This is a genomic window from Bacillus sp. 2D03 (assembly GCF_003946765.1).
Lineage (GTDB): Bacteria > Bacillota > Bacilli > Bacillales > Bacillaceae_G > Bacillus_A > Bacillus_A cereus.
Map to the genome: position 1 here is coordinate 393,041 of NZ_RPSJ01000004.1, position 20,228 is coordinate 413,268.

The window sequence follows — 20,228 nt, forward strand, 5'->3', positions numbered from 1 at the left end:
TTTACAATATATAAGGGGTTTCTTGATACACGTAATAATTCAACCAATTAGAAAACAATAAATTACCATGACTTCTCCACCTAACAAGCGGCTTTTCATCTGGATTATTATGTTTAAAATAGTTTTTTGGCACATCAATATTTAATCCCTTGTCACGATCTCGTTCGTATTCTTGTTTTAACGTCTCACAACTATATTCGCTATGTCCAAGGGCAAACACTTGCCTTCCTTCTGGCCCAATAACAAGGTGAACACCTGCTTCTTCAGAGTTTGCTAACAATGTTAATTCTTTCACTTCTCTAATATCCTTCTCCCGTACTTCTGTATGACGAGAATGCGGAGCAAAAAACAATTCATCAAATCCTTGTAATAATTTCACATGTTGCTCGCAAACTTCATGTTCAAATACACCGAACATTTTTTCCTTAAGGGGATACTTTGGAACACCATAATGATAGTACAAGCCAGCCTGTGCTCCCCAGCAAATATGGAGCGTAGATGTTACATTCGTTTTTGAATACTCCATAATATGTTTAAGCTCTTCCCAATAATCTACCTCTTCAAAAGCAAGGGTCTCCACTGGCGCTCCTGTAATAATGAGCCCATCAAACTTTTCATTTTCAATATCACGAAACGTTTTATAAAAGCTTGTTAAATGTTCTTGCGTTACATTACGAGATAGATGTGATTCCATATGAAGCAAATGAACATCTAATTGTAACGGTGTGTTTCCAATTAAACGGAGTAATTGCGCCTCTGTGTCTTGCTTCGTTGGCATTAAATTTAATATAGCAATTTTTAAAGCGCGTATATCTTGTGTTTCCGCTCGCTCCTTCGTCATTACAAAAATATTTTCTTTTTGCAACACTTTGCGAGCCGGTAAATCTTTATCAATTATGATCGGCATGTGTTTTGCCTCCAACTAGAGCTGCTTCCAAATCTGCAATAATATCAGAAATATCTTCTATACCAACCGATAAACGAATTAAATCAGATGTAACACCAGCTAAACGCTGATCTTCAGCACTTAATTGTCTATGCGTCGTACTAGCAGGATGTATAACGCAAGTTCGTGCATCAGCTACATGTGTTACGAGAGTTGCTAGTTTTACATTTGCGATAAATTCTTTTGCTGCTTCTAATCCCCCTTTAATACCAAATGTTAAAACTCCACTAGCACCTTTTTTCAAATACTTTTGTGCTAACGAGTAATTTTCATTACTATCTAATCCCGGATAATTCACCCATTCAATACGTTCATGATTAGCAAGCCACTTAGCAACCGCGAGAGCATTTTCGCTATGACGCTCCATTCGTAAATGCAAAGTCTCTAAGCCAATATTGCTAATATATGCATTGAATGGGCTCATACAATTTCCATAATCTCTTAATAGCTGAACACGTGCTTTCACAATATACGCTGCTGCACCAAAGTTTTGAACGTAACTTACACCGTGATAACTTGGATCTGGTTCAACAAGTTCAGGATACTTCCCATTTGTCCAATCAAAGTTTCCACCGTCAATTACAATACCGCCTAAGGAGCTCGCATGCCCATCGATATATTTAGTCGTAGAATGAACAATAATATTTGCCCCATGTTCAAAGGCCTGGCATAAATAAGGAGTTGCTAATGTATTATCAACGATAAAAGGTACCTCTAATTCTTTAGCGGCAGCTGAAAATTCTTTAAAATTTAAAACATTCATCGCTGGATTTCCTAACGATTCTGCATAGATAAGTTTCGTCTTGTCATTAGCAAGCGACGTAATTTCATCTGCCGTTAAATTCGGATTAAAGAACGTAACATCAATGCCCAGTTTACGCAAACTCACTCCAAATAAATTAAACGTTCCCCCGTAAACCGTTGAAGAACAAAGTAAATGATCCCCACTACTACAAATATTTAAAACTGCGAGCATAATAGCTGCTTGCCCAGAAGCCGTTGCAACAGCTCCTACACCGCCTTCTAAATCTGATAACTTCTGCTCAAATGCGGCTAGAGTAGGGTTTCCAATACGTGTATAAATATACCCTTCTGCCTCTAAGTTAAATAGGGCTGCTAAATCATCTGAAGTATCGTATTTATATGTTGTACTTTGATAAAGTGGTAAAACACGTGGTTCACCATTTTTTGGCGTATAGCCACCTTGCACACAAATCGTTCCTTTTCCCCATGATTCTCCCATCTCTCATTCTCCTTTCTTTTATACAAAATAAAAAACTGCCCCTTTCCTGAAAACAAGAAAGGAGCAGTTTGAAAACACGCTCTAAAGGCTCTTTCTTATCTCTCAGGATTACTACCTGCAGGATTTGGCACAATTCCGTTATACGGCTGTTGCCAAGGTTTCATCGGGCCTGTCCCTCCACCTTTTCTTGATAAGACTATGCAATTACCGTTGATTTTATAGCAATAATTTCCTAATGTCAAACAGTTTTTCTGAATGTTCTAAAATAAATGTTAACAGTTTCATATAAAGCAACAAAAGAAATATATTCTAGTCTATTTCAAAAAAGACCTTTAAAAACCTCAAATCAGTCTATAAAATTAAATAAGTAATTTAACCTATAAATTCAAATTCCCCTAAAGTTAGCCTATATGTTGAATAGGCCATCTTCTCAAAAAGATACTATATATATTCAATCCATTTTTCACTAGTATATTTCACTTTTTTACCTACTAAGATTTACATAACGGAGGTATAACATGACAAATAAAAAAGATATGCAGTACATACTTGCTCTATATGGCATTCTTCTAGGATCTATAGTAGGAGCTACAGTCTGGTTATTTTTAGTCACAATAAATATTGGAATCCGCTTTATTTGGGGATACTTGCCTGAAGTTCTCTCTTTCCCCTCTTATTACACCCTTTGCGTAACAATAATTGGCGGGGTCCTTGTTGGTCTATCACAAAAACATTTCGGTACATACCCACGCCTTATGCCTGAAGTGATGGCTGAATATAAAAAAGCTGGTCGAATCGAATATCGCTTTGTCCATCAGGCTACTTTAACAGCGATTATTGTTTTAATTTTCGGAGCTAGTCTTGGTCCAGAAGCCGCACTAGTTGGAATTATAGGCGGACTGTGCACATGGGTAGGGGATCGCTTTAAATTTGCCTTAAAGGGTATGAATGAGCTAACCGAGATCGGAATTGGAGCTACTTTAAGTGTCATTTTTAACGCACCATTATTCGGTTATTTAGCACCAAATGAAAATGAGGGGGAACAAATTGCTGCTTTTTCTAAAGGAAAAAAGGCGATTGTATACTTAGCTACTACTTTCGCAGGTTTTTCTGTTTATTTACTACTGAGTAAACTCGATAATCGTGGATCCTTTATTGTTGATTTCGGGGAAGGTGCACTTTCTTTCAATGAATGGATCGCATTTCTTCCACTTGCTAGTATCGGTGCTATAGTTGGTTTCTTTTATTTCAAGTTAGAATTCACATTAGAGAAGTTAATTCACCCTTTTAGGGAATACAAACTGACACTCGGAATTATCGGTGGTATTTTATTAGGAATTGCGGGAACTTTTCTTCCGTACACATTATTTTCAGGGGAACATCAATTAAAAGAATTAGTTGTTGAATGGAGCCATTTATCTTTTTGGATACTACTTCTTTCAGGGATTTTAAAGTTGTGCATTACTGCCGTTTGTTTGAACACAGGGTGGCGAGGTGGACATATCTTCCCAATTATATTTTCCGGGTCAAGTATCGGATACGCTGTAGCATCTATTCTTCCTATAGATCCAGTAGCATCTGTTGCCATCGTAACGACAGCAATTTCAAGCTATGCGTTACGAAAGCCAATAGCTATAACATTACTATTACTTATGTTTTTCCCGCTTAATTTACTATTGCCCATGCTTGGTGCAGCTGCTATCGGGAATGCCTTTCCGCTCCCAAAGCATAACGAAAATAAAAATTAATAAAAATAGGCAGTGGGGATGAAAGCTCCACTGCCTATTTTTTTATTACACATGCTGCTTTAATAACGCTTCTAACTCCTCAAAATTATGCACTTCATATGTCGGTATAATCCCACTATCATTTAATTTCCTTTCTAGATTAAACCAACAAGTATCAATTCCCGCTACATATCCACCTTTAATATCAGCGCTTAATGAATCCCCAATAATCAGCCCTGCTTCAGGTGCAAAGTTAGGAATCCGTTCAAAAACATAATCAAAATACTCTTTCATCGGTTTTTGAAAACCTGTATCTTCCGAAACAAAAACATCTTTAAATAATGAATGTAAACCTGCATTACGCAAACGTTTATCTTGCGTCTTAGAAACACCATTTGTCACTATATACAATTCATACTCTCCTTGAATTTGATTTATAAATTCAAACGCACCTTGCATGAGTTGATTTCCTTCTTCTAAGTAGTTACGATAATTATTTTCGAATAATATTCCATCTACTTCTTCTCCATACTCTTTAAACAACAGAGAAAATCGTGTATTTACAACTTCATTGCGTGATAGTTCTCCTTTTTCAAAAGCATCCCAAAGACCTTTATTTATTTTTTTATAACGAGCCTCTATCTCGTCTGTTAAAGGGATTCCCTTCTCTTCAAAAAGCACCCGTAAAGCCACTTTTTCAGCCTTTTGGAAATCTAGTAATGTATCATCTACATCAAATAACAATGTTTTATATTTTTTCATAAATTCATCACACTCTCTTTTCTACAAAAACAAATTTACATAAATCGTATCATTCCTTCTTGTAAAGATAATAGGAGATATCTCATACTATACATGGGGGTGAAAATATGAAAATCAGCAAAAATGAGGAAGAAATTTATCAATACATGCGAATCCATCAATTCCATACCCTATTTTCATTTCATGTCTTGCCATATGTAGAGCTGCATTCTTTTCAAACGAAAGAGATGATATGTAGCGAAGGAAATGCTCTCCCTTATCTCTATTACTTAATTTCTGGGAAAGCAAAAATATATATGAGTCATCAAAACGGGAAGGTTTCATTAATTAACTTTATTCAAGCACCATCTTTTATCGGGGAATTAGGATTAATAGGAGTAGAAAATATTACTAAATCCGTTGAAGTACTAGAAGATTGTGTGTGTTTGGCACTTCCTCTTAAAGATTGTCAGCAACTTTTATTACAAGATGCAACGTTTTTACAGCACTTATGTAAATTTATTGGAGAAAAGACAATTACTCGCACTGAAAATTACGCAAAAAACTATAGTTATCCTTTTGAAAATCGATTAGCTGCTTTTATTTTATTAACAGAGCAAAATAATTGTTATATAGAAAAGCATACCGAGGCCTCGGAATATTTAAATGTCAGCTACCGTCATCTTTTATATGTATTAAATCAGTTTTGCCAACAAAATTATTTAAGAAAAGAAGGCCGAACATATTATATACAAGATCGAAATACATTAGAAAAACTTGCTGATGAACTAAAAATATAAAAAAACAGCATTAACGTTTACATGTTAATGCTGTTTTTTCGAGTGACGATTATACTTTTAATTAAAATTTACTTGCTACTTTAGCTGCTTCTTCAAGACCTGCAGCAATGATTTCTTCTGCTTTATCTGGGAATTGGTTATGCCCTTCAATAACTACTGTTTCCATGTTTGTTGCGCCGAAGAAGCCCATCATACTTGCTACATATTTAACAGCCATTTCTACCTCAGCTGCTGGACCTTCTGAATATACGCCGCCTCTTGCATTTAATAATGCAATCTTCTTATCTCCGATTAGGCCAACTGGACCCTCTGGCGTATATTTGAACGTTTTACCAGCACGGTTTAAATAATCAATATATGTGTGCAATACTGCTGGAATCGTTAAGTTCCATAATGGGAAGCCGAAAACAACTTTATCAGCTTCTAGGAATTGATTTAAATACTTATCAGCAACTGCTACTGCTTTTGCCTCTTCTTCTGTTAAATCAAATCCTTTACCTACCTTGAATGTACCATTAATCATATCTACGCCTACATATGGTAATTCTTCTTTATATAAATCAAGTTCTACTACTGTATCATTTGGGTGTGCTTCTTTATAGTTTGCTAAAAATGCCTCATATAATTTTACACTAACTGCTTGTTCCGCTGGACGGTTATTTGCTTTAACGAATAAAACTGTTGCCATTATTTATTCCTCCTAGTACTCACTCTTATGTTGTTATATGCTTTCAAAAAAGGTATCCCTTGTAATTGTTGTTTTGTTGCTTACAAACATATTTTATCTTTATATAATGACAATTTCGTCCTCACATAGACGTATTTTTCCATAAAAAAAGTCCACCTTCTAAAGGCGAACTTGGTCTTACGACTTTCGTCTTATACAATTCCATTTTTCACTGCATATAATGCCGCTTGCGTACGATCAGATAAATTCAACTTACTCAAAATGCTACTTACATGCGCCTTAACTGTCTTTTCTGTAATAACTAAAACAGATGCAATTTCCTTATTGCTCATCCCTTTTGCTAATAGCTGCAATACTTCATTTTCTCTCGCTGTTAGCACATCCACTTGAATAGAAGGTTCTTCTTCCTTTTCTTCTACAGGTAATGTTTGAGAGAGAAGAGCATTTGCTATATCCGGATGTAATTGAATATTACCTTTATATGCGCTTCGAATAGCCTCAACAAGCTGATCTGGTTCTACATCTTTTAAAATATAACCACTTGCTCCAGCCCTTAATGCAGGTAACACATGCGCCTGATCAGAAAAGCTAGTTAATACAATTACTTTCACATTTGGATACTCTTTTTTAATATATGCCGTCGCCTCAACACCATCCATTTCAGGCATGTATAAATCCATTAATATAACATCGGGAGTTGTTTCTCCTACTTTCACTAACGCTTCTTTCCCATTATTCGCTTCTCCAACTAACTCTAAATCTTCCTGTGTACTTAAGAAAAATGCTAATCCTTTTAAAACGACTGTATGATCATCAACTAACAATACTTTTATTTTCACGAACTTCCCTCATTTTCACATCATAATGGTACGTTTATTTTTACACTTGTTCTTTTCTTATCACTTACAATTTTAATTGTTCCACCAACTAATTCTACTCTTTCACGCATCGTAGTCATGCCAAGTGATTTCTTCTCTTTTATATCCTTTTCTACAAAGCCGTTTCCTTGATCGACTATTTCTAATGATACATTTTTCTCATTCACTGTAAAATAAATCGTCGCTTCTTTTACACCTGCATGCTTACTTACATTGTTCAGTGCTTCTTGGCCTATGCGCCACAAAGCTTCTTCTACTACACGAGGTAAATCACGAACACCCGTAACTTGCTCCCTAATTTTCAGTCCCAAATTTTCACCGTACTGCTTTAGAGCTGGCAATAATCCTTTTTCTAATCCTGCCGGACGAAGCTGCCAAATTAATGTCCTCATTTCTTTCAAAGCTCCTTGCGCCAGTTCACGCATCTCATGCAAAGATTGATCTACCTTTTCATTTTTACCTTTTAAAACTGCCTCAGCGCCTTTTGTCATGAAGGTTAATGAAAATAATTTTTGCGAAACAGAATCATGTAAATCTCTTGCTAACCGATTTCTTTCTTCCATTCGTACAAGTTCACGGCGCTGCTCGTTTAACCTCAAATTCTCTATTATTAACGAAACATGGTTCGATAATGCTTGAATTACATCTATTGTATTAGCATCCAACTCTCCATTATTCAAGCTAACACATAAAACACCAAATATATGGTTTTGAATATGTATTGGTGTAGCAATAACAGATCGATTTAGATGTACATTATGTCCTATTTGATGTTTTATTAGAACTGGTTCATCTTGTTCTAACGCCTTCTTGGCCGCCTCTTTTATATCCTCTTTTAACTCTTCCTGAACGTAAGACGCTCGCAGAGATAATTCTTTTTCCTCCCTAATAAAAAGCGCTACTTGATTCCATTGAAATACTTCACCTACGTGATTTACCACCTTTTCAGGTAGTACATTAAACTTATGAATCGTTTTTAAATCTTGAATGAAACGCTCTAATTTCACATAATAATGTGCTCTTCTCTTTTCATTTTCATATAATTTTGTTCGCTTTAAAGCCGTACCAATTTGGAAGGCAACCGATTGGAGTAATACTAATTCTTCTTCTGAAAAATGTGTTTTACCCGGACTTGCAACATTTAACACCCCAAATTTTTCTCCCCCAGCTTTTAAAGGAACCGTAGCATGATGAAGAATGCCCTCCGTATCCCCCCAATTATATTCAATTGCATTATTAATTCTTTTACATTCAATAATATTAACGGCTCTCTCTAATTTTCCATCTACAAAACCTCGTAAACACCAACATTCACCTTCGCACATCGGGCGTTTATTTTCATATGTAAGTGCCTCTGGTAATTGATAATCAATTAACTTCGTATACTTCCCATTTTCATCCGCAAGAAAAATCCATCCTGTCGTTAAACCTGTTACACTTAGTAATTTCTCTAGGACAGCTTGCAATACATGATATGTATCATTTGATGTATTTAATGTTTCTGCAATTTCCTTTAATATAACTAATTCATTTGTACGATTATCTCGAAACATACTCAGTCTCCTGCATACAAGATTTTAAATAGCTCTTAAAATAAATCATCTACTTTTCACTTTGTACTTATTCGTAACATTGATATAATGGTGAGAACATAGTTTTCATTATATCACTCGAGGGGGCTTTCATAATGACATTAAATAAAGCACTTACTATCGCTGGTTCTGACACAAGTGGCGGTGCTGGTATACAAGCAGATTTAAAAACATTCCAAGAACTGGGCGTATACGGAATGACATCTCTTACAACAATCGTAACGATGGATCCACATAACGGTTGGGCACATAACGTATTTCCAATCCCAGCTTCTACATTAAAACCACAATTAGAAACAACAATTGAAGGTGTTGGCGTAGACGCTTTAAAAACAGGTATGCTTGGATCAGTAGAAATTATTGAAATGGTTGCAGAAACAATCGAAAAGCACAATTTCAAAAATGTAGTAGTTGACCCTGTTATGGTATGTAAAGGTGCTGATGAAGCATTACATCCTGAAACGAATGATTGCTTACGTGACGTTCTTGTTCCAAAGGCATTAGTTGTAACACCAAACTTATTTGAAGCTTACCAATTAAGTGGCGTAAAAATTAATTCTCTTGAAGACATGAAAGAAGCAGCGAAAAAGATCCATGCTTTAGGTGCGAAATACGTCCTAATTAAAGGCGGTAGCAAACTTGGTACGGAAACTGCAATTGACGTCCTATATGATGGAGAAACATTCGACCTTCTAGAATCAGAAAAAATTGATACGACAAATACACACGGCGCAGGTTGCACATATTCTGCTGCAATTACAGCAGAACTTGCAAAAGGAAAACCTGTGAAAGAAGCAGTAAAAACTGCTAAAGAATTCATCACAGCTGCTATTCGTTACTCATTCAAAATTAACGAATACGTAGGTCCAACTCACCATGGTGCATATCGTAAATTTGTTGTATCAAAAGAACTTGTCTAATATATAAATAAAAAACACTCACAAAGTTCATACATTGCCTCTGTGAGTGTTTTTTATAAGCTTTATATCTTCTGGTCATCTTATCTTTAAGATACAGAGCTGACCTTATTTCTACCATTTCGTTTCGAGTAGTATAACGCATCATCCGCCGCTTGAATAAATTGCTCCGGTGATTCTTCATATTCTGAAACCCCCACCGAAACTGTAATTTTTATTTTCGTTTCATCTAACAATTGAAATGAGTGACTTTCAACAGCTGTACGAATTTGCTCGCCCGTAAGAATTCCGTAAGCTAATCCCTTATTCGGTATCAAAAGCGCAAACTCCTCTCCACCCTTTCGAAAAGCCAAATCTGGAAATTGTGAAGTTTCTCGTAAAATACATCCTACTTGTTTTAGCACTTCGTCCCCTGCAGGATGCCCGTACGTATCATTTACATACTTAAAGTGGTCAATATCTATAAGTAGTAAACAAAACGAATCATTTTTCATGTTCTTATTACTAATATGACGATTCATCTCTAAATCAAACTGTCTTACGTTTCCTAAACCTGTCAATGCATCTATCGTTGCGTATTGTTTCATCTTTTGAAATAACTCATTGGATTGTAAAACATAATTTGCACTTATGAATGTTATGTAACCTGTAATAATACTAGAAATTAAATATAATCCCACTATGTGGATCTCTTTAATTAACCATATATATAACGCTGGGATTAGAATAGATAAAATATATGTGTGTAACCATACCCACTTTCCCCCTAAAGAAAGCTTCATGCGCGAAATAAAGATACTCCCTATTCCTATCGCAATGATTGTATAAAAAGCCACTTGAGAAGCTAATGAATAATCCATAAACAACAGCCTAGTTACTAAAATCATACCAATTGTTATGGTACTCGCTATCGGTCCTCCAATAATAACAGCTAGAATAACAGCTAAGTAGCGTAAATCCAATAGAATGGTACCAACACGAACACTGAAATACATTAATACTATACCTAGTATCCCAGTAAAAATGCCTACTACACATTTCTGCCCAAAAGAGAATCCTTCTTTTAACGGCTTATCCCTTAAAAGCTGACCTCCAATAAAAATAAAGGAAAGAATAATTGTTGTATTTACAAATAAGTCCCTTAACATAAAATAATCTCCCTACTTTTCCATCTATCCCCTTCCTCACCTTATTGTATACGAAATACCTTTAATTCCCAAATATTTTGTTTATTTTTGCTGTTCCACGTGAAACAGCAAAAAAATAAAAAGGGCGAAAACTCGCCCTTTTTCATTAACAACAGCGTGATATTTTTCCACCCTTTGCATTAAATCTTGCTTCTTGTGCCTCAGCAAAAAATTGCTTTTGACATACAACCTCTTCTTCAGGATGATGCTTTTTCATATGCTCCACATATACTTCATAACTTGGTACCCCAACGAGCAAACTAATAAAGCGTTTTCTTTCACCCCATACTTGCCACAACTTTTTAAGCATAGTTCCTCGACTCACTTTCATCTCTAGGAATATATGGTGCCTCTTTTAACGGCATTGGCTTATTTCTTAATACTTGGATCCAAATTCGAAGTGCTGAAATTAACACAGCGATTACAACTATCATAAAAATTCCGCAAAGCGCTGCATCGATATAATCATTGAAAATAATTTGCTTCATTTGAGCAACATTTTTTGCTGGCGCTAACACTTTTCCCTCATCTAATGCTCCCTGAAATACCTTTGCATGCGATAGAAATCCAATTTTAGGATTTTCATGAAATAGCTTTTGATATCCCGCCGTCATCGTTACAATCAGCAACCCGACAGTTGGAATAAGTGTTACCCAAACGTACGCCTTTTTTCCCATTTTGAACAAAATTGTCGTTCCAAGTAACAATGCAATACCTGCTAGCATTTGATTTGCAATACCGAAAAGTGGCCATAATGTATTAATTCCACCGAGCGGATCTATTACCCCTTGGTATAAGAAATATCCCCACCCTAATACACATAATGTTGTAGCGATTACATTCGCTAATGTAGAATCCGTTTTCCCAAATGGCTTATATACATGCCCTAAAATATCTTGAATCATAAATCGGCCGACACGCGTTCCGGCATCAATTGTTGTTAAAATGAATAGAGCTTCAAAGAGAATCGCAAAATGATACCAAAATGCCATCATGGCCGTTCCACCTATTACTTGTGAGAAAATATATGCCATACCTATCGCTAATGTTGGCGCACCACCTGTACGTGATAAAATTGTTTGCTCTCCAACATTTACAGCGAGATCTTTTAGTTCATTTGGTGTAATAGCAAATCCCCATGAGGAAATAACTTGAGCTGCCTGCGAAACATCTGTACCGATAAGTGCTGCGGGGCTATTAATTGCAAAATACGTTCCCGGTGTTAATACACAAGCCGCAATCATCGCCATCGCTGCTACAAACGACTCCATTAACATTGCTCCATAACCGATTGGCTGTGCGTGTCCCTCTTGCTCGATCATCTTCGGCGTCGTACCTGATGAAACGAGAGCATGGAATCCAGACACTGCACCACAAGCAATAGTAATAAATAAGAACGGGAATAAGTTTCCAGAAAACACAGGACCAGTTCCATCAACAAATTTCGAAACTGCTGGCATTTGTAAATCTGGTGCTACAATTAAGATACCGATTGCTAACCCTACAATTGTTCCGACTTTTAAAAATGTACTTAAATAATCACGTGGTGCTAAAAGCATCCAAACTGGTAATGCCGATGCGATAAATCCATATATAATAAGCATAATAGCAATTGTTTCACCACTAAATGTGAACATACTTGCAAGTGTTGGATTTTCTGCTACATACTGTCCTCCAACAAGAGATAAAATAAGTAGGATAATACCAATTACTGATCCTTCTCCAACACGACCAGGCCTAATATAGCGCATATAAACTCCCATTAAAATAGCGATAGGAATCGTTGCTGCTATCGTAAACATTCCCCAAGGACTTCCGATTAGTGCCTTTACTACGACTAACGCTAATACTGCTAATAAAATAATCATAATTCCTAAAATACCTATCATTGCAATTAGTCCTGTAACAGGTCCAATCTCATCTTTAATCATTTCTCCTAACGATTTACCATTACGTCTCATCGAAGCAAATAAAATGACAAAATCTTGGACAGCCCCCGCAACAACTACCCCAACAATAATCCAAATGGTTCCTGGTAAATATCCCATTTGTGCTGCTAAAATCGGTCCTACTAAAGGTCCCGCCCCAGCAATCGCTGCAAAGTGATGTCCAAACAATACCCACTTATTTGTTGGAACATAGTCTTTCCCATCGTTTAATGTATGGGCTGGTGTTTGCCGATTATCATCTAAATTAAAAACCTTTCTCGCTATAAATCTACTATAAAAGCGGTAAGCAACTGCATATACACATACGGCAGCTACTAAGAGCCATACAGCATTAATGGTTTCACCTTGTGATAAAGCTATTACCCCAAAAGCACCTGCTCCTACTGCTGTAATAACGCCCCAAAGTAAGATCGATTTCAATGTCTTCACATACAATTCCCCCAATACTATTTCTTAGTGGAGATTGTACTAAATTTTCTGAATATTTAATTTGAATCCTCCCTATCATGAAGGATTTTCAGTTTATCATGTTAAAATACTCTCATTACCTACTATAATTCAATGTTATTTCGAAGGCGTTTTACATAATTACGACTGACTGGAATCGGTTGCTCATCATACCTATCTAAATACAAATTATACGTGCCATTATAATAAGGTTTCAGTTCTTTTACATATGACATATTAATTAAATAGCTTTTATGTACACGTAAAAAATCATATGCATTTAGCTTATTTTCTAATTCCTGAAGTGTATATGTTGAAATATACTGATTATTCGTTGTGTAAATTGAAACAGTTTTATTTTCTTTATTTTTACTTACATATACGATATCTTCTGGGAGAATATATCGTATACCCTCTTGACTTTCTATCGGTAGTTTCCGCAAATAACTCTTTGCTTTCTCACCTTGTTCTTTACCTATTTTATATAAAAGAAATTGTAAATCTTCTTCACGAAATGGTCGCAATAAATAATAAAATGCTTGGAAACGAAAAGCTGTAATAGATTCTTCTATGTTTTCACCTACAAAAATAAATTTTGTATAGCAATTTATTTCTCGTAATAAACTTGCATATTCAAAACCAGTACCATCTAGTAATTTGGAACTTAAAAAAACAAAGTCTGGTATATGTTTTTTCATCATAAATAAAGATTCTGTTCCTGTCTTTGCTTCAAAACATTCTACATTTCTCATATTTTCAGTGAAATTTTCAGCTAACTCTCTTCTCTCTTCTGCCTCTTCCATGATCAGTAAAATTTTCATTTCTTCAACCACCTAATTCTTTGTCCATATGTCCTGTTGTATACATTCGCTTTTATAAGAAATAATCCCTTTTTCTTACTATACCATTATTTATCTAAAAAAACAGAAAAAAGGAAACCACTTCGGTTTCCTCTCCTCTTTTATCCCCTACTAACTGCCTATAAAGAGCCGAGTAGTGTAGGATAATAAACGGTCAGGGATACGTTTAAATTTTCACTTTATACTAATTCTCGTTGCTTCGTTTCCTGTCCAAGTATTATTACAGCGAATACACCAATTAAAATTGATCCACAGAAAATCGTAAATATTAATGATAGTGAAGCTTCTGAAGCAACTAAATATCCCACTAATAGTGGCCCAAGAATACCACCAATACGACCAAATGCTGCTGCCATTCCTGCACCTGTACCACGAATAACCGTTGGATACTGCTCAGGTGTATAGGCGTATAATGCTCCCCAAGCACCTAAGTTAAAGAAGGATAGTAACATACCTGCCACGATTAATACTGTTAATGAATCCGCAACCCCAAACAAATAAGCACTGCAAGCTGTCCCGATTAAATACGTAACCAAAACAAATTTACGACCGAGACGTTCAATAAACCAAGCAGCTGTGAAATATCCTGGAAGTTGAGCTAATGTCATAATAAGTACGTATTGAAAACTTTTTATTAAACTAAATCCTTTTAGCACCATTACACTCGGTAACCAAAGGAACATTCCATAATAGGAAAAAACAACACAAAACCATAGAATCCATAGCATAATTGTTGCTTTACGATATTCCCCAGACCAAACTGATTTTATATTTTCAATAACAGATGGCCTTTTTTCAACTTTTTGGAACCTTGGGGAATCCGATAAATTCCATCTTAAATATAAAGCATATAATGCTGGAACTGCACTCAATACCATCGCAACTTCCCAACCATATTTAGGAATAACAAAATACGAGATAAGAGCTGCAATTAGCCATCCACCTGCCCAAAAACTTTCTAATAACACAACAATTTTCCCACGCTCATGCGCTTCAACACTCTCTGATACTAGTGTAGAGGCAACCGGAAGCTCTCCGCCAAGCCCCATACCAATTAAAAAGCGTAAAACGAGAAACATCGCAAGTGTTGTTGTTAATGCAGTTAAACCACTACCGATAGAAAATAATAATAATGTAATAATAAAGACTGATTTTCGCCCTATTTTATCTGATAGTATCCCAAAAATAAGCGCTCCTACTGCCATACCGATTGAGTTAATACTGCCTATCCAGCCCATTTCTTGCGTACTTAATCCCCAATCCTTTTGCAAGGCTACCATTACAAATGAAAGCATTCCAACATCCATTGCATCAAATAGCCATCCAAGCCCAGCTATACCAAGTAGTTTGCGCTTCGAAATTTCTTTTACCTTGCCCACTAGAAGTCCTCCTCACACAGGTGTCTTTACACATCATTTTACATGTGTGAATTGTATAAGTAAAATACTTTTGTGTAAAAAATTCTCCTTCATCATTCCCAAAAAGTAAAACGTCTATCCCGATTGGTGAGAGCTAATAATCAGTGGGGATGCCTCACTGATTAAAGTTTCAATTTATTAAAAATGAACAAATAAAAAAAGCAGCGATATTTCGCTACTTTTTCGAACGCATTACTTCTTTTAAAAATTCCGCTAATACTAACTGACGACGCCAGCGTGTTGGATTACTGCATAATCTATAAAACCACTCTAAATGAATCGCTTGAATCCATTTTGGTGCACGTTTTACCTCTCCAGCCCATACGTCTAAACTTCCACCCACTCCAACAGCCATTTTCGTTTCTAAACGATGCTTATTGTTTTGGATAAAGTTCTCTTGTCTCGGGAAACCAAGTGCAACAAGTAATAAATCTGGTTTTGCTTCTTGAATGCGAGAAATAATATTCTCTTCGTCTTCTTGTTTAAAATAACCATCTTGTATACCAGCGATGGATACAGCTGAATATGTCTTTGTTAAATGATCTGCTGCAGCTTGTACAACATGCGGCTTTGCACCTAATAAGAAAACAGATACCGGCTTACTATCTTCTGATAACTTCGCAAGTAAATTACACATTAAATCAAAACCTGCTACACGTTCTTTTAAAGGTGTACCAAGCATGCCGCTTGCCTTTACAACCCCAATACCATCAGGTGTAATTAAATCTGTATTCAATAATGTTTGATAGAACTTTTCATCCTTTTTTGCGCACATAACAATTTCAGGGTTTGCTGTTACTACCTGAAACGTATGAGTTCGCTCCGCTTCTAGTTGTTCTTTTAAATATTGGACCGTTTCATCCATTGTCATTGTAGAAAAAGGAACGCCTAGAATATCAACTGTTTGTACTGCCATAGTTAACTATCCTCTCTATCATTACAAGTTTTTCGCTATTAATTGCTTATATGTTTCCTTTGTATCTTCATATAGTTTTTGAAGTGAGAAGTTCATAGTAGCATGCTCATAAATATGTTTACCCATTGCTGCTAACTCTCCAGTTTTCCACTTATCATACGCTTCTTCTAAAGCTAATGCTAATGCCTTTCCATCACCTGTTGCCACAATCCATCCGTAAGTTTCATCTACGATTAATGGTTCAATTTCTCCAGCCCTAGTCACAATTGATGGTACGCGTTGATTTGCCGCTTCTAATAAAACTAGTGGGAACCCTTCACTATGGGAAGTTAATAAATTTACATGTGACGACGCAAATAATTGTTTTACATCTTGACGATGTCCTAAAAACTCTACTTTATCGTTAATCCCTTTTTCAGTAGCTAATGACTTTAGATTTTCTTCTAATGGGCCATCGCCAACTAATAATACTTTAATTTTCTCTAATTTTGTTTGTTGTAACGCATCGAATAAAACTTCATGTCCTTTGACAGGATGTAATCGTGCTACTTGGATTGCCGTAAATACATCTTCATCAATATTGAACATTTCTTTTTTATTATAGCCTTTTGCTTTTTCCTTATCGTATTCAATTCCATTATAAATAACATGCATCTTTTCATTTGAAATACCTAATGCTGCCAGGCTTTTTTTCAATCTATTTGTTACAACGAAAAATAAGTCTATATTTTTTAAGGCTTTCAAATTTAATTTCGTAAAAATCCAACCTTTTAAGCCCTGTTTAGTAAAGTCTTGAAATGGATCACTATGAATAGTCGTTACCCATTTTGCCTTTATTCTCTTTTTCATTAAAGAAACATAGAAATTAGCCCTAGGGCCATGTGTATGAACTACATCAAATTTTTCTTTATTAATAAATTCACTTATATTCTTTAAAATGGATAAATCATAGCGCGATTTTTGTGAAAACACATGGACTTTTATCCCTAACTCCCTTGCTTCCTTCGCAACAATTCCATCTTCAAATACTGCTAATTCTACTTCACCAGTTGGAAACTGATCGAGAAGTGAAATAATATGTGTTTTCCCTCCCCCATCTTCTGCTCCTGCATTCATATGCAATATTCTCATATTTTTTCCTCCTTTAAATCCTCGCTACGTTTCCATCTATTTTTATTTTACTGTACTAAAAAATAAAAGCTAACAAAAGTTAGCTTTTATTTTTATCATTCAATTTCTAGGTCTACTATTAGATAAGCTAACACCACTACAAAGTAAATCCCAACTCCTGGTGCTGTTAAAATATGTCCTGCAATATAAGCAATACCTAACGCTAACAATAAGCTTGCTGAAATCATTCCATATTTTATATTAAATATGTCCTTAAATCTCGTAGCAAATGCTAGTAGAATTCTTAGCCCGTAATAAACAAATGGAATCATTAGTAATACAAAGCCAATAATCCCGAAATCATAAAACCAATCATGGAAGTCCATTTCAATTAGTTTTGGATCTGGCTGCTTTTGTTCATTGTATTTAAAGTTACCTGCATAACCCATTCCTAATAACTTTTGTGACATTGGCGCTTCTTTAAAGAACTGCTTATGTCTTTCTTCATATACTTGACGTCCACTGAAAATAAGATTTTCTTGATTTTCTTTCTTTTGCTCTTTCTCAAGCTCTTTCTTAACTTCCTCTTCTATCTTCGCCTTTTCTTCTGGCTTTTCAACTTTATGATGATTTTCTTCTTTTGCTTTAAGTTCTTGCTCTTTTTTCAGCTTCTCTTTAATTTCTTTTTCTTTTTGACCTTGCTGTGCCACATTTTGCTCTGATAAATAATTATTGTGAATACCCATATTTTGTGCTAATGGCGTTTGTTTAAACGTTCCGACTACACCAGCTAATAGGACAATAGCAATTACTGCATTAAGTGCAAGGGATTTTTTGTTCGGATTTTTTCTATCAAATAATAATTGTAGTAAAATAATCCCGATTGCTGCCGCTAGCGTAGCACCAATTGAGCCCATTCCTACTTTTGTACCAACTTGAATTAGCGAATAAATCATTAAAAGTGATGGAATCCAATATAGAATGTGTTTCCAGCTCTTTGTTTTTTGAATAGAATATAGTACTACAATAGGGAAAATAATAGCTAAGATTGAACCTAGTTCATTCCCTGCATAGAACCAACCTCGAGAACCAACCTTCATCCATTCATAACTACCAAAGTCAGTAGATGTTGAAATAGAAATAACCATAATTGCGTTAATGATTAATGTAGAATATACAATACTATTTCGAACCTTATCACTAATATTAACTGTCTTTTTCAATGATTTTAAAGCTAAAATGTATGATCCCAGCATGATATATATATATAATGCTTTCGCAACGAATTTAACCTCTTCACTAAGTACAATAGGATCCTTAACTAGTTTGTTATTAATAAATCCTATCCCTAAAACTCCGGCTAACAATATAAGATAAATTAAAAACTTTCTATTTTCCTTCTCTTTTGCCTGAATTAAAATGTAAATACCACCAACAGCCATAATAAGGAATCTTACTAAAATTCCAACGGTAGCATTTGACTTTAATAAAGTGATGCTAAGAGACGTTAATAAATCTAAAACAGGCTGTAAAATAATAAAAAAGAGCAAAAAATGCTCAAATCTAACCCTAGCTTGATTTGCTAACATTCCAAGACCTCCATACAAAATCTTAACATTATCTTTTAATCATAATTTTTTATCATTCAAACACACCTAGCAATTATAACATAACTCATATTCAAATCGAGAACTATTTTTCCAGCTAAAACTAGCCAGGACAAGTATTAATCAGTAATAGAAATTATCGTCCTTTAGCTATACTCCCCTATTTTTATAAAATCTATCTAACAACCATCCCCTTATTTTTGTCAGTATATAAATATTTTTTTATCATTTTATACAAATATAAATAACCTACCTATAATTGTAATGTTTTACCAAATAAACAACATCAAAAAATGTAAAATTAATCTTTTCATATCTTTTTCAAATTACTTTATGGCTATTTTCCAAACATTTTCAAACGCTTTCTTTATGAATTTTATCCGTTTTTCTACATGTAGCGAAAAGTAATTGTTATTTCCAATACTTTAGTGTATATTTTTTCTCTGGAACATCTTTAAGAGGAAGGGATTAAGGCCATGTTATTAATCGATATATTTACGTTTCTTGGCATTATCGCCGCTGCCATTTCTGGTACATTAGTTGGTTTAAAAAAAGATTTAGATTTATTTGGTGTCCTTTGTTTAGCTGTAGCTACTGCGCTCGGCGGCGGTATTATTCGTGATATCATGATTGGTAACCTGCCCCCTGTCGCATTTGTAAAACCCATTTACTTTTTCGTAAGTGTATTATCAGCATTATTTACTTGTATGTTTTTTGAGCGCATCAATAAACTTCAAGTCGTTATTATGCTTTCTGATGCTGTTGGCTTAGGTGTTTTTACAGCTATTGGTGCAAATGCGGCAATGTCACATCATGTTGACGCCTCATTTCTAGTTGTTTCAATGGGAGTCATTACAGGTATTGGAGGCGGTATTTTGCGTGACATTTGTGCTCAAGATATCCCTTACGTATTCCGAAAAGAGATTTACGCAATCGCTTCTATCTTAGGAGCAATTAGCTTCCTAATCACACACGCTATGGGGGCGCACGTGTTAGCTTTCTATGTTTGTTTATTAGTAACATTCATTATTCGTGTCGTCACTGTAATATATAATGTTCATTTCCCTGTTTTCTTTAAAACACATGCTAAAATTAATAAAGGCCATTAAGAGAATTCTAGATAGAATTCTCTTAATTTATATACTATTCAACGAACTAATATAGAGTAATTATATATAAGCATATATAATTACTCTATATTA

At 35.1% G+C, this 20,228-nt stretch carries 18 protein-coding genes and 1 riboswitch; of the genes, 4 read left to right on the forward strand and 14 right to left on the reverse strand.

What is annotated here, in order from left to right:
• Position 1: 1 nt before the first annotated feature.
• Both metA and EBQ15_RS12570 read right to left on the reverse strand, forming a co-directional pair.
• Positions 2–907, reverse strand: a complete 906-nt coding sequence (gene metA, locus EBQ15_RS12565; protein WP_001121534.1) for a homoserine O-acetyltransferase MetA — start codon at positions 905–907, stop codon at positions 2–4.
• Entirely contained in the window at positions 891–2,189 is a 1,299-nt protein-coding gene (locus EBQ15_RS12570; protein WP_000504789.1) for a bifunctional O-acetylhomoserine aminocarboxypropyltransferase/cysteine synthase, read from the reverse strand. The genes metA and EBQ15_RS12570 overlap by 17 nt, the downstream gene beginning before the upstream one ends.
• A gap of 92 nt (positions 2,190–2,281) precedes the next feature.
• A riboswitch (SAM riboswitch) is annotated at positions 2,282–2,386 on the reverse strand.
• Positions 2,387–2,707: 321 nt separating this feature from the next.
• Here EBQ15_RS12570 and EBQ15_RS12575 point away from each other — a divergent pair.
• Complete coding sequence (locus EBQ15_RS12575; RefSeq protein ID WP_000182474.1) at positions 2,708–3,937, forward strand: chloride channel protein; 1,230 nt, start codon at positions 2,708–2,710, stop codon at positions 3,935–3,937.
• A 45-nt stretch (positions 3,938–3,982) separates the two neighbouring features.
• On the opposite strand, the gene EBQ15_RS12580 is transcribed toward EBQ15_RS12575, so the two are convergent.
• The gene (locus EBQ15_RS12580) at positions 3,983–4,678 is read right to left on the reverse strand and encodes a YjjG family noncanonical pyrimidine nucleotidase (RefSeq protein WP_000760187.1); all 696 of its coding nucleotides are present in this window, start codon (positions 4,676–4,678) and stop codon (positions 3,983–3,985) included.
• A gap of 107 nt (positions 4,679–4,785) precedes the next feature.
• Here EBQ15_RS12580 and EBQ15_RS12585 point away from each other — a divergent pair, with 107 nt between their 5' ends.
• Complete coding sequence (locus tag EBQ15_RS12585; RefSeq protein ID WP_000703323.1) at positions 4,786–5,457, forward strand: transcriptional regulator YeiL; 672 nt, start codon at positions 4,786–4,788, stop codon at positions 5,455–5,457.
• Between the two features lie 61 nt (positions 5,458–5,518).
• On the opposite strand, the gene EBQ15_RS12590 is transcribed toward EBQ15_RS12585, so the two are convergent.
• The 3 genes from EBQ15_RS12590 to EBQ15_RS12600 all read right to left on the reverse strand — a co-directional run bounded on the left by EBQ15_RS12590 (position 5,519) and on the right by EBQ15_RS12600 (position 8,576).
• Complete coding sequence (locus EBQ15_RS12590) at positions 5,519–6,145, reverse strand: FMN-dependent NADH-azoreductase (RefSeq protein WP_000246735.1); 627 nt, start codon at positions 6,143–6,145, stop codon at positions 5,519–5,521.
• 191 nt (positions 6,146–6,336) lie between these two features.
• A complete protein-coding gene (locus tag EBQ15_RS12595) occupies positions 6,337–6,984 on the reverse strand; it encodes a response regulator (RefSeq protein WP_000695812.1) in 648 nt (215 codons plus the stop codon).
• A 20-nt stretch (positions 6,985–7,004) separates the two neighbouring features.
• The gene (locus tag EBQ15_RS12600) at positions 7,005–8,576 is read right to left on the reverse strand and encodes a GAF domain-containing sensor histidine kinase (protein WP_000488142.1); all 1,572 of its coding nucleotides are present in this window, start codon (positions 8,574–8,576) and stop codon (positions 7,005–7,007) included.
• Positions 8,577–8,710: 134 nt separating this feature from the next.
• Between EBQ15_RS12600 and pdxK the strand changes: the two genes are divergently transcribed.
• On the forward strand, positions 8,711–9,535 hold the full coding sequence (pdxK, locus tag EBQ15_RS12605) for a pyridoxine/pyridoxal/pyridoxamine kinase (RefSeq protein ID WP_000174252.1): 825 nt from the start codon (positions 8,711–8,713) through the stop codon (positions 9,533–9,535).
• Between the two features lie 86 nt (positions 9,536–9,621).
• On the opposite strand, the gene EBQ15_RS12610 is transcribed toward pdxK, so the two are convergent.
• From EBQ15_RS12610 to EBQ15_RS12650, 8 genes are all read right to left on the reverse strand, one after another.
• A complete protein-coding gene (locus tag EBQ15_RS12610; protein WP_000942900.1) occupies positions 9,622–10,680 on the reverse strand; it encodes a GGDEF domain-containing protein in 1,059 nt (352 codons plus the stop codon).
• 145 nt (positions 10,681–10,825) lie between these two features.
• The gene (locus EBQ15_RS12615; protein WP_000914504.1) at positions 10,826–11,029 is read right to left on the reverse strand and encodes a YbdD/YjiX family protein; all 204 of its coding nucleotides are present in this window, start codon (positions 11,027–11,029) and stop codon (positions 10,826–10,828) included.
• Positions 11,022–13,097 carry a carbon starvation protein CstA gene (gene cstA / locus EBQ15_RS12620; protein ID WP_000854309.1) on the reverse strand — a complete coding sequence of 692 codons (2,076 nt, stop codon included), beginning with the start codon at positions 13,095–13,097 and terminating at the stop codon, positions 11,022–11,024. Before cstA ends, EBQ15_RS12615 begins: the two co-directional genes overlap by 8 nt.
• A gap of 122 nt (positions 13,098–13,219) precedes the next feature.
• Positions 13,220–13,936, reverse strand: a complete 717-nt coding sequence (locus EBQ15_RS12625) for a LytR/AlgR family response regulator transcription factor (RefSeq protein WP_000698256.1) — start codon at positions 13,934–13,936, stop codon at positions 13,220–13,222.
• Positions 13,937–14,154: 218 nt separating this feature from the next.
• Positions 14,155–15,354, reverse strand: coding sequence for an MFS transporter (locus tag EBQ15_RS12630; RefSeq protein ID WP_000521079.1), 1,200 nt, complete (start codon positions 15,352–15,354; stop codon positions 14,155–14,157).
• Between the two features lie 214 nt (positions 15,355–15,568).
• The gene (locus tag EBQ15_RS12640; RefSeq protein ID WP_000290748.1) at positions 15,569–16,309 is read right to left on the reverse strand and encodes a WecB/TagA/CpsF family glycosyltransferase; all 741 of its coding nucleotides are present in this window, start codon (positions 16,307–16,309) and stop codon (positions 15,569–15,571) included.
• A gap of 21 nt (positions 16,310–16,330) precedes the next feature.
• On the reverse strand, positions 16,331–17,440 hold the full coding sequence (locus EBQ15_RS12645; RefSeq protein ID WP_001221228.1) for a glycosyltransferase family 4 protein: 1,110 nt from the start codon (positions 17,438–17,440) through the stop codon (positions 16,331–16,333).
• A gap of 95 nt (positions 17,441–17,535) precedes the next feature.
• The gene (locus EBQ15_RS12650) at positions 17,536–19,008 is read right to left on the reverse strand and encodes an O-antigen ligase family protein (protein WP_000880750.1); all 1,473 of its coding nucleotides are present in this window, start codon (positions 19,006–19,008) and stop codon (positions 17,536–17,538) included.
• 494 nt (positions 19,009–19,502) lie between these two features.
• Here EBQ15_RS12650 and EBQ15_RS12655 point away from each other — a divergent pair, with 494 nt between their 5' ends.
• Entirely contained in the window at positions 19,503–20,135 is a 633-nt protein-coding gene (locus tag EBQ15_RS12655; protein WP_000924369.1) for a trimeric intracellular cation channel family protein, read from the forward strand.
• Positions 20,136–20,228: the final 93 nt, after the last annotated feature.